At 61.3% G+C, this 14,153-nt stretch carries 10 protein-coding genes; 5 read left to right on the top strand and 5 right to left on the bottom strand.

Annotated features, from left to right (window positions below; all coding sequences use genetic code 11):
- Positions 1–325: 325 nt before the first annotated feature.
- Both N3C12_06650 and N3C12_06655 read right to left on the bottom strand, forming a co-directional pair.
- Positions 326–1,267 carry a glycosyltransferase gene (locus tag N3C12_06650; protein ID MCX8072112.1) on the bottom strand — a complete coding sequence of 314 codons (942 nt, stop codon included), beginning with the start codon at positions 1,265–1,267 and terminating at the stop codon, positions 326–328.
- Positions 1,260–2,315 (bottom strand): glycosyltransferase, encoded by a 1,056-nt coding sequence (locus tag N3C12_06655; protein ID MCX8072113.1) that lies wholly within the window; start codon positions 2,313–2,315, stop codon positions 1,260–1,262. The genes N3C12_06650 and N3C12_06655 overlap by 8 nt, the downstream gene beginning before the upstream one ends.
- Positions 2,316–2,654: 339 nt before the next feature.
- Here N3C12_06655 and rpsO point away from each other — a divergent pair, with 339 nt between their 5' ends.
- From rpsO to N3C12_06675, 4 genes are all read left to right on the top strand, one after another.
- On the top strand, positions 2,655–2,924 hold the full coding sequence (gene rpsO / locus N3C12_06660; protein MCX8072114.1) for a 30S ribosomal protein S15: 270 nt from the start codon (positions 2,655–2,657) through the stop codon (positions 2,922–2,924).
- 87 nt (positions 2,925–3,011) lie between these two features.
- The gene (gene pnp, locus N3C12_06665) at positions 3,012–5,156 is read left to right on the top strand and encodes a polyribonucleotide nucleotidyltransferase (GenBank protein MCX8072115.1); all 2,145 of its coding nucleotides are present in this window, start codon (positions 3,012–3,014) and stop codon (positions 5,154–5,156) included.
- A 17-nt stretch (positions 5,157–5,173) separates the two neighbouring features.
- The gene (locus N3C12_06670; GenBank protein ID MCX8072116.1) at positions 5,174–6,451 is read left to right on the top strand and encodes an insulinase family protein; all 1,278 of its coding nucleotides are present in this window, start codon (positions 5,174–5,176) and stop codon (positions 6,449–6,451) included.
- A 344-nt stretch (positions 6,452–6,795) separates the two neighbouring features.
- Complete coding sequence (locus N3C12_06675; protein ID MCX8072117.1) at positions 6,796–7,770, top strand: alpha/beta fold hydrolase; 975 nt, start codon at positions 6,796–6,798, stop codon at positions 7,768–7,770.
- A 507-nt stretch (positions 7,771–8,277) separates the two neighbouring features.
- On the opposite strand, the gene N3C12_06680 is transcribed toward N3C12_06675, so the two are convergent.
- The 3 genes from N3C12_06680 to N3C12_06690 are packed head-to-tail and all read right to left on the bottom strand — an operon-like array spanning position 8,278 to position 12,972.
- Positions 8,278–9,138 (bottom strand): FecR family protein, encoded by an 861-nt coding sequence (locus tag N3C12_06680; protein ID MCX8072118.1) that lies wholly within the window; start codon positions 9,136–9,138, stop codon positions 8,278–8,280.
- Between the two features lies 1 nt (position 9,139).
- Positions 9,140–10,684 carry a tetratricopeptide repeat protein gene (locus N3C12_06685; protein ID MCX8072119.1) on the bottom strand — a complete coding sequence of 515 codons (1,545 nt, stop codon included), beginning with the start codon at positions 10,682–10,684 and terminating at the stop codon, positions 9,140–9,142.
- A complete protein-coding gene (locus N3C12_06690) occupies positions 10,681–12,972 on the bottom strand; it encodes a YncE family protein (GenBank protein ID MCX8072120.1) in 2,292 nt (763 codons plus the stop codon). The genes N3C12_06685 and N3C12_06690 overlap by 4 nt, the downstream gene beginning before the upstream one ends.
- Positions 12,973–13,489: 517 nt before the next feature.
- Here N3C12_06690 and N3C12_06695 point away from each other — a divergent pair.
- Entirely contained in the window at positions 13,490–14,149 is a 660-nt protein-coding gene (locus N3C12_06695) for a cytochrome c family protein (protein MCX8072121.1), read from the top strand.
- The last annotated feature ends 4 nt before the right edge of the window (positions 14,150–14,153 follow it).

Consider the following 14,153-nt stretch of genomic DNA (forward strand, 5'->3'; position numbering starts at 1 on the left):
GCGGCAAACGTACTGTCTCCCCCGGGCCGGGGCGAGGGTGATCTGCATCGGCCGGCGATTGACGTCTGATGACACTCCCTGCCAGAAAAATCTCTCCCTCTAGCCGAACGGGAGATGGGGCGAGCAAGAAGGGGTGGGGCGTCGATCCGCGGGACGCAGCTGCAACCAGCCACACGCGCGTGAGGGCGAGAGGCCGGTCGCTTCTGCGTTCCGCGAGGCACCGTTCGCCATTCGGCGATCCCCTAGGCGCCACCTTCGCTAGCGGCCCCTGCTGCGGGCGAATCTCGCTGCCGAACAGGCTCGGGTACGGACTCTGGAGGCTGGATCAGGAGGCGCAGGCATGCCCATTGGAGGTGCTGCCGCCGGACGGTGGGCTCGTTCGGGCCAACCAGCAAAGGCGCAGGTATTCCGTGTGGGAGAGGAGCCGCCCGCGAGCGCGCATGCGACGGTTGCGGTTGCCGAGCAAGCTCCACAGCGCCCACACTGCAGCCGCGCCGAACCAGTGCCGCAGCGCATAGCCGAGGCCAAGGTTGCCATCGCGGACGAAGCGGCTCTGCGCATCCGCTCGATGCAAGCGGCAAAAGTACTCCCAGCACAAACGCTCAGGTTCGACGATGTGGAACATTTCCAATTGCGGCAGATACGCAAGCGCATATCCTGCTTGACGGAGCCGGTGGGCTAAGTCGCCGTCCTCGTGCAGGCCGCTCGCTCCCGGTCCGAGCCGAGCATCGAACCCTCCAACGGCAGCAAGGGCGGATTTGCGCACTAACATGTTGCAGCCGTAGAGGTGCTTGGAGGGCTGTAGCTGCGGACCACGGTCAAAGAGGGGGATGGTCCGATAAAAGTTGACCAGTTCCATGATTTCCCGACGGCGCTGTTCAGGTGGAAGGCGCACGGGGCCCGTGGCTGCAGCGTATTGCAGCATCCCCGCACTGAATTCTGCCGCGATGCGGAGCCAAAGCGGGGGCACTTCCACGTCGTCGTCCGTAAACGCTAAGGTGTGCGCACGGGCCTGTGGCCAAGCAGCGTTGAGAGCGCGCGCTTTGCCTGGTTGTTCGGTGCGCAGAACCTTTGTCTCCACCGCGCCTATGGGCCGCCACTGTGCGAGCACGGACGGAGTGGCATCGCTGGAGCCATTGTCGACGATGAGGACTTCGACCCCACCGGCCACGTTGTCGAGGGCGACTTCGAGCGTACGCAGGGTGCGCGCTAGCGACTGAGCGCGGTTCCGAGTGGCGATGATGATGCTCAACAGAGGCTCAGCCATGACGACTGTGCGAAAGAGCTGGGGCGGTGGCGTTCAGCGCCATGTCGCCACGGGGCTCCGCGAGTGTCGGGTTGGCCTTTGCGATTGCAGCGGCGTAGTGGCGCGCGTAGCCTTCTGCCATGTGGCGGTGGGTGAAGTGATCGAGAACGCGCTGCCGGCACGCATGCGGGGCGAGCTCTTCCACCCGAGCGATGGCACGGCAGAATTCGTCAAACGAGCCGCAGAGAAAGCCTACGTTCGGGGTAACGATTTCCGGCATGGCTCCCAGTGGCGCGGTGATGACGGGTGTCCCGCTCACTAAGGCCTCGATGACCGCGAGTCCGAACGGCTCCTCCCAGCGAATCGGAAAGAGGAGTGCGCGTGCGTTGGCAAGGAGCTCTGCTTTGGCGGGGCCGTCGACTTCGCCCAAAAACTCTACGCGGCACCCCCAGCTTGTCCACCAACCACCGGTTTTGCGCAAATCCCAGCGTGTTCCTCCCGCCACCACCAACCGAAACCCAAGGTGCCTTGCGAGCTGCAGGGCAAGATCGATCCCTTTGCTGCGCCGGCTTACCTTGGCGAGAAAGAGGAAGTAATCGTCTTTGCGCTCTCGGTAGAGGTACTCGGTAGGATCGAGGCCGTTGTAGACGTACGCCTGACTATCGGCGCGCTCCGCATGGCTGCGGCTAATGAAAATCTTTTGCGGGTGCGGCGCCAACTCGCCGGGGGAGTTTCCGTGCACGGTGACCACCCAAGGCAAAGGAAAACTGTGAACGGGTGGGAATTGCTGCAGGTGAAGCACACTGGCGTCGTCCGGAAGCTGTTCGAACACGCGTTCGAAAAAGGCTCTTGTATTCGTTCGCCCCGAGATTTCCACTACCCGCACGCCAGGAAGAACCGTCCCCTCCGGGGCGAATACGGTGACCCGCGCGCCCAATTCGCACTGAGCCCGCACAAGCCAGGTGAGGACGCGCTGCGACCCGCCGTACCCCCGTACCGGCAAGCGCCACGGGCTCACGTGCACAACGTGGAGGTTCGCAATATTCATGAGGCCGTGGGCCGTCTTCATAGCCGGGCCGGCTAAAGCAGGTAAAGGGTTGGCGAGAATGGCGATGGCAGAGCGACGGGTGGCTCCGGTCTCAAGGACCACGGTGGACGTGGCAAACGCTGCAGGCTGTGAAGCTGCGGCTTCCTTGCGACCAATAGGAGGTCGGAGGCAAGCGAGCGCCTTGTTCCCTGGTAAAGGAACGGTGTCCAGTAGGCGGGAGGGTGCATGGCGTGCGGGCCCCGGGCAGTGAGTGCTCATGGGCGTCCGAGAACAATACAAGATCTGGCAATGCTTTCGCGCACTTGCGGGTGGAGCGGCATGATGTTAACCACGGCGGTCGAACTTAAAGTTGGAGGAAAGATGGGACTGGCTCCCGAACAGGTGAAGGAGCTGATCGGAACGTACCGGCGCCACGACAAGGACACGGGGTCTCCCGAGGTCCAGGTGGCTTTACTCACGGCTCGGATCGAGTCGCTCACGCAGCACTTACAAACCCATAAGAAGGACCACCATTCGCGGCGTGGCTTGCTCATGCTGGTTGGCCAACGCCGGCGACTGTTGGAGTACTTACGGCGTGAGGACTTTGACCGTTACAAAAGCCTGATCGAGCGGTTGGGGCTCCGAAAGTAGCAAGTGTGCATTCGTGCGAAATCTCTCGGCACGAGTGAGCACGTCTTTCCCTCCCGCTAAAGGGGCAACGAGGCCCGGGAGGTTGTCATGTCGTATAAGAAACTGGAAACCGTGTATCACGGCCGCCCGCTGTGGATGGAAAGCGGGCGAATGGCCAAGCAGGCCGACGGCGCCGTGGTGATTGGCTACGGCGAGTCGATGGTGTTGGTCACCGTGGTGGCGGAGAAGAAGACGCGCGAGGGCGTGGACTTCTTTCCCCTCACTTGTGACTACCAGGAACGCACGTTTGCTGCGGGGAAGATACCCGGCGGCTTTTTCAAGCGTGAGGGACGGCCCACGGAGAAAGAAACGCTGACGTCGCGGCTGATCGACCGGCCGATTCGCCCGTTGTTTCCCGAAGGCTTCCGTTCGGAAACCCAGATCATCGCCACAGTGCTCTCGCACGATAAGGAAAATGACCCCGACGTGCTGGCGGTGACCGCGGCGTCGGCTGCGTTACAGATTTCAGATGTGCCGTTCCTCGGTCCGATCGGCTGTGTGCGCATTGGCCGGATCGACGGTGCGTTCGTGGTGAATCCCACCGTCAGCGACCTCGAACGGAGCGAGCTGAATCTCATCGTTGCTGCAGGACGGGAAGGCATCGTGATGGTCGAGGGCGGTGCGAAGGAGCTGCCGGAAGACGTTATTCTCGACGCGCTGTTTCTGGCTCAACGAGAAATCCAAACGTTGCTCGATCTGCAAGACGAGCTTCAGCGGGCTGTCGGGAAGCCAAAGCGCTCGGTGGTCGCACCACAAGTAGACCAGGAGCTTTTTTCTCTCTTCGAACAAGAGGCCGCTCCGCGCATGCGAGCGGCCTTTCAAATTCCAACCAAACAAGAGCGAGCTCAAGCGGTCAAGCAGGCAGAAGAGGAAAGTATTCTCAAGTTGGCAGAGCGCTTTCCGGATCGCATTGCCGAGCTGAAAGCATTCAGTGAGGAAGTGAAGTCGCGGGTGATGCGCTCGGCCATTGTCAAAGAGGGCCGGCGCGTGGATGGTCGCGGCCTCGAAGACATACGTCCGATCACTTGCGAGGTTGGCCTGCTGCCTCGCGCCCATGGGTCGGCTCTGTTCACGCGGGGCGAAACCCAGGCGCTCGTGACCACAACCCTCGGAACCTCATCGGACGAGCAAAAGATCGATGCCCTGATTGGGGAGCAGTTCAAAAAGTTCATGCTCCATTACAATTTCCCTCCATTTAGCGTCGGAGAGGTGCGGTTCCTGCGTAGTCCGGGCCGGCGGGAGATTGGCCACGGTGCGTTGGCAGAGCGCGCGATTCAAGCGGTCCTGCCGCCGGAAGAGAGTTTCCCGTACACGATCCGTGTGGTGTCGGAAATCTTGGAGTCGAATGGCTCATCCTCCATGGCGACGGTGTGCGGCGCGACGTTAGCGCTCATGGATGCCGGCGTGCCCATTTCCGCGCCGGTTGCCGGGATCGCCATGGGTCTCATTATCGAAGGGGAGGAGGTCCGCATTCTCTCCGACATTCTCGGAGACGAGGATCATCTCGGCGATATGGACTTCAAAGTGGCGGGCACGGCGCGGGGGATCACTGCACTGCAAATGGACATCAAGGTGGGTAAAGTCACCCGCGAGATCATGCAGGCGGCGCTGTATCAAGCGCAGCGCGGCCGGCTGAAGATCCTCGAACAGATGAAGCAAACGATCGAGGTGCCGCGGCCGGAGGTGTCGCAGCATGCACCGCGGATCGTGACCTTGAAGATCAAGCCTGAGAAGATTCGTGAGGTGATCGGTCCGGGCGGCAAGGTCATTCGCGGGATTATCGAAGAGACCGGTGTGAAGATCGACGTGGAAGACGATGGCACCGTGATCATCGCGTCGAGCGATGCCAAGGCGATGAACCGGGCCATCGAAATTATTCAAGGAATTACCGCCGAGCCGGAGGTCGGCCGGATTTACAAGGGGATCGTGCGCAGGATCGTGGATTTTGGGGCATTCGTGGAAATCCTGCCGGGAGTGGATGGGCTCCTGCACATTTCCCAGATTGGGCCGGGCCGCGTCGCCAAAGTGTCGGACGTGCTCAAAGAGGGCGACGAAATCTTGGTGAAGGTGCTGGAGATCGATAAGTCTGGCAAGATTCGCCTGAGCCGCCGCGAGGCGATGCAGCAAGGCGAAGCGGCGAAGGAGAGCCGGCCGAGTAGCAAGACAAAGTCGGGCAGCGGCGACGCCTCGTGATGGCGGAGGGTAGAGCGATGGGGCGTGATAACGAGCCGCGGGTCCGCCGCTCGCAGTTGGACAATGGAATTCGCGTCGTCACCGAGGAAATGTCCGGCATTCCGTCGGTGACGATCGGGCTGTGGGTGGAAAACGGATCCCGGCACGAACGCCCGGAACAAGCTGGCATCTCTCATTTCCTCGAACACCTGTTCTTTAAAGGAACGGAGCGCCGCTCGGCTGCGCAAATTGCCGAGGAGGCCGATTCTGTCGGAGCAGTGCTGAATGCCTTCACGGGTAAAGAGCACACTTGCTACTACGCAAAGGTCCTGCGCGAACATTTACCCCTCGTGCAAGATTTGCTGAGCGACATTTTTCTTCGCTCCGTGTTTGCGCCAGAGGAGATCGAACGGGAACGCTCCGTTGTGCTGCAGGAAATCTTGCAAGTGGAGGACACGCCCGACGATTACGTTCATGACTTGTTCGCGTTGCGCTACTGGCCAGGACATCCATTGAGTTTCCCGGTTTGCGGCACGGTGGAAACGGTTAGCCGTTTCCGTCAAGAGGATTTCAGGGAATTCGTCGACGCCCGGTATCGTCCGAACTCTATCGTTGTCGCCGCGGCTGGCGACGTAAATCATGAGGAAATCGTCGGATGGGTTGCGTGCGATTTCGACCAACTGCGGGGAGAGGCTACCAGCACAAACGGCGCGCCGCCCAAGCCCTCGTGCGGCGTTCATTACGTGGAAAAGCCGTTGGAACAGGTGCATCTGTGCCTCGGCACCCCTGGCATCTCGCAAACCGCGCGTGAGCGCTACGCCGGGTACTTGCTGAACACGGCTTTAGGGGGAGGAATGAGCTCGCGCTTGTTCCAAGAAATCCGCGAACGTCGTGGCCGCGCTTATTCGGTGTACTCGTTCCTGTCGTCTTACAGCGACGCCGGTTACTTGGGGATTTACGTCGGCACAAGCCCTGAGTGGGTCGCGGAAGTGGTGGACATCATCGTGAGCGAGCTGGAGAAATTGCAGCGCGAGGGGCTGACGCCGGAGGAGCTACGGCGGGTCAAAAATCAGTTAAAGGGCAACTTGTTACTGGGTCTGGAGACGAGCGATAACCGGATGACCCGTATCGCGAAAAACGAGCTTTACTTTGGCCGCCACGTGCCGGCGAGCGAACTCGTAGCTGCAATCGACTCGACGACGAATGACGAGATTGTGTCCTTAGCGCAACGGTTGTTTGATCCATCGGCGATGGCCGTGGCCTTGTTGGGCGACATGCGCGGCCATCCCTTGCCAGTACTGGCAGGGTGCTCCTAACCCGAACCCACACCTGAAAAGCTCCTGAGCTCCGTTTGGGCTGGGAGCGCAGCGCAGGGTCCGGCAAGCGAGCTCGCCGGCCGCCTTGCCTGGCAGCGGCGAGTCCTTCAGCCAGCACAGTGCCAGTGTGCTGCAGGAGCGCGACAAGCTTGGTCGAGGTTGCTCGTTTCCCTCCGCAGCTCTGAAGCGTGGCGATTTGGGCGCGCTGCTTTTGCGCGGCATTAACGGCGACAACAATCCGTGCTCCTGCCGTGCCTTCCTCCGGTCACAAAGGGCTCTGTGCCGCTCTCGGTACTGCCATCGGCTTTCCAACTATGCCTCGACCCTGTTAGAGGAAGGACGTGATGTGGCACCGGTATTCGCTTGCCGTGGTCGCAGGAGTCTTGCTTGGGCTGCTGGGCGGCTGCGGCGGTGACGGGGAAACTTCTGCGTATGTGGTGCGCCGCGAATTTGTAGCAGTCGACCCCACGCGCCGCACTCCTCCGAATGGCAGCTTTCCAGGCGCTGCGGAGCGCACGATTCGCTTTCTTGTCTGGCAGGACGAATCGGAAGCAGCTCGAAGCACGGTGCGCCCGCTGTTAGTGCTCGCGCACGGTTTTGGTGGCCTGCCGGAAAAGTTCGAAGCGTTTGCGCGCGCGATCGCTGGGGAAGGAATCGTGGTTGCTGCCCCGGCGTTTCCTCTGACAAACCAAAACGCGCCTGGCGGACATGAAACCGGACTGCGGGACCTGGTCCATCAGCCCGCCGACGTGAGCTTCGTACTCCAGGCGTTGCTTGCCGCTGATGCGGATCCGGCAAGTCCGCTGTACACTGCGTTTTCCGCGCGGCAAATTGCCGTGCTGGGCCACTCGCTGGGAGCCGTGACCTTGCTTGGGCTGACGCGGAAACAGTGTTGCTTCGATGAGCGAATCCGCGCTGCCATATTCGTTGCCGCTCCAAGTGCGCTCGACGCTGCTTTTGGTGCGGATCGGGTGGAACCACTGGCGGCGCCGAACTTATTCATCCACGGCACAGCCGATAATGTTGTGCCGATTGCGGTGGGGCGCGGTCTTTACGCCACTGCCCGGCCGCCGCGTGCATTCATTGGTGTACTCGGGGCGGGCCACAGTGACTTGTTGGAAAGCCAGATCGAGCCGCCGATTGCAGCACGGCGCGTTATGCAGGAAGCGGTGGTTGCGTTCTTGCGAGCGGTATTCGCTGGCGGCGAGGAGGACTGGATGGTGACTTTGGCAAGGTTGCGTTCCGAAGGACATGACGTGGACTTCGTGGGGCTAGCCGGCGCACAAGCCGCTGGTGAAGATGTCGGAGAAAAGCGGTGACCCGTCGCCCGGGGCTGGGCTAGTCCTCGTGGGGACTGGAGAGAATAACCCCGTGCCTCCCGCGTACGGGACTCAGGACCTTGCATTTCACCGTACCGGAGCGGAAGCCGGTGACTCGAGGTTCAGGGGTGGGCTTCCGGCAGGAAGGGTGGGGAGAAACCACGTTGGCTTGATCCGCCTGGAGCAAGATTCAGCTTTCTCTGCAACCTTCTGTCGGATGCCTTTCGCTTCGTTGCCGCTAGTCCATCGGAGACTGCGAGTTCGGCAGTACATCCTCGCTGTGGCCTGTGGAGTTTGAGAATGTGTGTGCTTCTTAGTTCCAGTGAGCTGCGCGGGGCCGAGTCATGGCGGGGACTGCGGCTTGTTGTTTAGGTCGTCGGTGTCGATTGAATCCCACCCCGTCAGCGCCGGCAGGTGCAAGCCGGTTGCGTGAGCTCGACGGGCGGGCCGCTAGGAGTAGGAGTAAGCAGCGTCCCTTGCCGCTTCCGTTGTACTTCTCGCGCCCTTCTACTCGCCCAGGTTCAACCCGAGCTGGCCCGTCAGGCGAATGGCAGCCGGTGGTTGCCCAAGCTTGCCGGTGGCATCGCCCTCGGTGCCCGGGTTTACGGGCTTTGAGGGTTCTGCTCCGGGCGCCACTCCGGCGGTCACCACTTTCTCGCTGGACAAACGTGCGACTGCCGCACCCGAAGCCAGCGAAGCGGTTTGCACCAGCCCCTCGGGGCGACCGCGGCTGATAAAGTCGAAGCCTTCGATGCGCTCGCGCAGCAAGGGTTCGTCGAGCCGTCGCGGGCGCGTGGGCGGTCGATCTTCTTCGACCAGGGTCACCTCATGTGCAGTGACCAACACCCCAGGCGCTTGCGGATCGCGCAAACTGTGCACTTGCACACTGCCCTCGATGCCGATCACTTCGGTAAGTTGCGCAGCCGGGTCAAAGCGCACGGCGAATTCTGTGCCGCGCACGCCGGCAACTGCCGTTTCAGTACGAATTTCGTATGCGTTGCCCCGGCGGCGGTAGTATTCGCTAACTGCGGCGTTCACCTTACCGCGCAGCAAACCGAACAAAGAACGTGCCTCACCGGCCCCAGCGTCGAACACGTTTTCATCCACCGTCACGCGGGAGTTCTCGGCCAGAATCAGCACGCTGTCATCCTGAAACACGACGCGAAGTTTCCCGTCCGTGCCCGTGACCAGGATGTCGCCGACGGCCACCGGGTTACCAATCGCCGCAGGAATTTGCTGCCCGCTTCGATCGATGTGCACCTCGCCGCTGACCGCCGCAATCGTCCCCACCTCGCTCATGCTAGCGTGCGCCACGCCACAGCAGAAGAACACAAGCGTTATGAACGTGCCCACTCCCGGTCGACTCATCTTAGTACCTCGCTTCGATTGTGATCGATCCAATGTGCCGCTCGTACTCGAACAATTTTTCCTCGCGCAAACCGATGAGCTGCGTAGAGTTCGTGAAGTTCAGTTGGCCGAAGTAAGCGGCAGTGACACTAATATGACCGGTGAGGGCCCGGCGAGCAAGCAAAATTATGCGGTGCTCTTGGTCTTTCCGGTTGTTGCTCGGCTCGCGCTCGTACACCTTGTGGCGAAAGGCGTAGTCGAATTGGGTTTCGACAGACCACGGCAAAGCCCAGGCCAAGCCAGCGCCAATCTGGTTTGCCGTATACGCGAAGGCGCGTGAGGCGCGACCAGGAGCGGTGTCCTCCACTTCGAAGAAATAAGAAACGGTCAGGTACCGCTGCCGGTTGCTTTGTAGGAAGAAGACTTGTGCGGCACCGGGGACGTAATTGATCGAGTCACGAATGTGGAACTCTGGTTTTAAGAAGTCTCGCCGGCGCAGTTGGAAGGAAAGCTCGGTCCAACCGAGATTCCCTTCGTCGATCCGTGCAAAGGGCAGGAGACTACCTTCGCGTAAGAAGTCGTCGGTGTCGAGCAAGTAATAGTCGTACCGGCCGAGGGCACCCCACTCTCCCCATTTGCGGCGGTCCGTATAGGCCACTTGCGCGCGGTGGTCTTGGAGGTCGAACGGCCGCAGTTCAAAGTGCAGGCTTTGGTAAAATTCATAGCCTGCGGCCAACTGTGCGGTGGGCGTCCGCGCGATTTGGTAGGAGCCGCCAAACTGGAAGGTGGCACGCCCGTCGGCCTGACGGGTAACTCCTACGTCGCTCTTGGCGAAACTTGCGCCGAAATCGCTGGAGGGTGCGAGAATGACGTTGCTGTCGTACTGCAGGCCGAGGCTGCCGAACAACGTCCACCGCTCCCGCTCGATCTCGGCGATGCGCGCGAGGAACTGCTGCGATTGCTCGGCGACCGGAGTGCCAGGTTTGAGTTCGCGGACCCGCTCGAACTCTCGTTTCGCCCGCTGCCAAAATCCCTGCTGGTAATCCAGTACCCCGAGGTGATAGCGGGCAACGGCTTCGAGTTCGGGATCCTTCTCCAGTGCAGCCCAGAAGTAAGAGCGGGCCTCGTGAGCGCGATCGAGGCGGAAGAGGGCGATGCCAAGGTACAACAGCGCTTGAGCTTCGAGCTCCGCAGCGTTGCGCGCGTACTCGAGCGGTTGGATGGCCTTGCTGAACTCTCCGGCTTCTGCCAACGCGATCCCTAGGTCCAGTGCGGCATCGAAGAGCTTCGGATTCAACTCCCACGCTTTGCGCAGGGCCTGGATCGCCGCCGCACGGTCACCGGTGCGACTCAGCGCCACGCCTCGGTAGTACCACGCGAGGGCATCGAGCGGATCGGCTTCCACGGCATCGCCGAACGACTTGAGTGCTTCTTGCAATTGGCCTGCGTGAAATTCCACCAAGCCCTTATTGTACAGGCGTTTGGAGCGTTCGCTTCCGCCGCTCGGAGAAACCAGGGCAGCAATCGCTGCCAACACCACCGCCACCCAACCAGACAGTTTCTTCACCGTCGTACTCCAATGGCGATGTCGACCGGTGTAACGCCGACGCCGAAGATCGCCGTCGCTAACAAGTCACGAGGGACATCGATCACGCTCACGCTATTGGTGAACGAGTTTGTGACATAAACGAACGTGCCGTCTGGACGGATTGCTAACGAAGTCGGTTCTGAGCCGACCGGAATGCGTGCCCGTAAGGTCAACGTGGCCGTATCCACCACAGCGACTTCGTTTGAGCCACGACTGACCACGTAGGCGACCGTTCCATCCGGTGTTACGGCGACCGATTGCGGTGAACGCCCCACGGATACACGACCGACCGTCTCCGGCGTGGCGAGTTCGACCACGGTCAGTGAATTGTCTCCGCCGTTGGCAATGTAAAGGCGTGCATCGTCAGGCGACACGGCAACATCTTGCGGCCGCGACCCAGCCGGGACGAATCCGAGCGTTGAGCCCGCTGGAACGGCGATGATGCGCACACGATTGTCGAATTGTTCGGCGACAAAGGCGCGCGCCGATCTTTGATCGAATGCCACGCTAGTCGGCATGAACCCCACGGGCGCCTCGGCCACGACCCGCAGGGTCGATCGCTCGATAATGCTGAGCGACCCACTCAGTTGGTTTACCACGGCAATCCAGCGGTCGTCCGGCGAAACCTGGAGAGCGTTGGGACGCGAACCTACCGCAACCGTGGCTGCAAGGCGGCCCGAATCGAGATCGATCGCCGAGATCTGATTGGCGAACTGATTTGCAACGTAGGCCCAGCGAGCATCGGCACTGAGGGCGATGGCTGTCGGGTAGTCGCCGGCGGGGATGCTGCCGATCAGCCGATTGGTTGCCGTATCGATCACCGCCAGCGACGCATCGTTCAAGTTCGCGACATAAGCCAGCGTTCGCGGCTCTGGGGTAGGAGATGGGGTCGGTGTCGAGCTTGCAGTCGCGGTTGCAGTCAGCGTTGGCGTTGCCGTCGGGGTAGACGTGGGGCTCGGAGTGGCTGTGGACGTGGGAGTCTCCGTCGGTGTGGCGGTAGGAGTGAGGGTGGAGGTCGGGGTTGCCGTAGGAGTTGATGTGGGTGTGTTCGTCCAAGTGGTGGTCGCGGTTTGTGTCGGCGTTTGTGTGGGGGTCTCTGTTGGCGTCGTTGTGGGTGTGTTCGTGGGTGTAAACGTGGGGGTGCTGGTTGGGGTGAAAGTGGGAGTCGACGAGGACGTCGCTGTTCGGGTTGGCGTTGAAGTAGCGGTGTACGTGGGGCTGGCCGTTGGAGTAACGGTGGGCGTGGGAGTCGTAGTCGCTGTTGGGCTAGAGGTCGGCGTTGGCGTGCCGGGGGTCACTTGGAAGGAATACGTAAAGTCGACTGTTCGAGGGTTTGCCCCGGTTGTGCTCGCATTCACGCGCAGGCTGCCCGCGCCCCCCGTGCTGGTGTGCCAGACGCCAGTGCCCCAGTAACCGCGCACGCCCAAATTGGGCTGAGTGCTGCACGGAGAAGCCGAGGTATCGTCGCAGGCCTCCCACGACATCGGCAGAACGTTGGAGGCACCACCCGCAGATGCAACGACGCGGAGGCTTGCGAGGGCGATCTCGTTGGCGGCATCAGCCACGAGCACTTCTACCTGGACGGGTGCAACCGCAGTGCTCCCGGGGCGCGGGGAGAACGGAAGCACGAATGGTTGGGCGAGCATCGAAATCACCCCCGAGCCGCTGCGGCTACCGGCAAGGATGTGCACCTTAGTCGGGCGACTTTCGTAGGTCGGAGCTGCCGGCCGATCGTTCGCGCATGCTGTTCCGATGCCCGGCGGATCGGTGCCGCAGATGTTCGGGGAGGCGAGCCCAGGTGGTGCAGGTGCAAATTGCTCCGCAAACGTGGCCAACTGCACGGTTGCCTCGCCTTCGGCCAGCGCATCGAGCACGAGTATCCTCGACCCAGTGACAGGGTCGGCGGGAACGTCGCCCGGCTGCACTGCCAGACAACAGTTGCGATTTGCTGCGTCTGTCACCACCACGCGCACGGTGACCGCCGCCTTCGGTAGGCGAGAAGCAAAGCTGCCATCCGCCTGTTCCCACTGCGCTTGCACAGCAAGGCGTCCTACGTTGGGCGACGGCTGGCCGTTCCCTCCTCCGGAGCAGCTTGCGGCCGCAAGTGCGACGGCAAGCACGCCGGCGCGCATGAGCCACCCGATTGGCCCCGTTTCGATCTTCGACCTCCCACCCATGGACAAGCCCTTGAACCCCGGCTCCCAAACCTCGTGCTCGGCTTTAGAACGGCCTGGCGTGCAAGTAAAGCAGATTTTCGCCACCAGCATGAAAAGTCCCTCCGCGGGCTCGGCCCCGTCGCAACCACCGCGAGTGGCCGCCTGTGGGTAATCTTGTCGTCCTCTCGAACGGTTCTCGCGATTCACGCAGGTTGGCCAATTGGGTTCGCAGACTTGCGGCGGAAAATTTCTCTTGGGGCAGCTCGCCGAGCCCGCGCGGAGATCGCGTGCCCGCCGGTTGGAAGAACGAGCATACTCACCGCTCCAAGCAGGTGGTGCCGGGTATAATCGCGCCGGCGGGTGAGCCGGGGGGAAGGTCGGCCGTGAAGCGAGCGTTGCCGCTCGCTGGGGAGACAGGAGACCGCTCGGCGAGCGAAGCACCTGCAGTTCCATGCTCCGCGAATCTAAAAGCTAGTTGCGAGTCGGGCCTTGGCGTGTTGTGCACCGCGCCATCACAGGAGAGCTCCGGCTATTTTTCATCACCAATACTTTTTCTGCTTTTAGAGGAATTCCAACTGGGACTTGTTGCACGAACGATGGTGTTCTGACTAAAAGGCGCGCTTGCCGCATGTCACAGATCTTCCATCGAAGTGCAAACGCGCTGGCGCGCGCAACAATATTTGGTGCTGTGTTTGTGATCGGACTGCTCGGTTACGCGGGCATGCTGCTCAATCGCTCCGGGTATGTCACCGGCGCGCACGTAGCCATCGAGCAGCCGGTGCCGTTTAGCCACAAGCACCACGCGAACGAGCTCGGGATTGATTGCCGGTATTGCCACACCACGGTCGAGGTTTCTGCTTCGGCCGGCATTCCGCCGACGAAAACTTGCATGAATTGTCACGCCCAAATTTGGGCAGACAGTCCCACTTTGGAACCCGTGCGGGCGAGTTTTCGCACCGACCAGTCGATTCCATGGATCAAGGTGCACGACTTACCGGATTTTGTGTACTTCGACCACAGTATCCACGTGGCTAAGGGAATTGGCTGCGCGAGCTGTCACGGTCGGATCGACCAGATGAATCTCACTTGGCAGGAAAACTCCTTACAAATGGAGTGGTGCCTCAATTGCCACCGGCACCCTGAGCAATTCATTCGGCCCAAGGAAGAAGTCTTCAACATGGCGTACAAGGTGCCGGCGCGCACTCAGGAGGAGTTGGGGGTTCGTCTGGTATCGCAATACCAGGTCCACAAAGAGCAGCTCACGAATTGTTCCATCTGCCACCGGTGATTGA

Source organism: Candidatus Binatia bacterium, from assembly GCA_026415395.1.
Classification (GTDB): domain Bacteria; phylum Desulfobacterota; class Binatia; order HRBIN30; family HRBIN30; genus HRBIN30.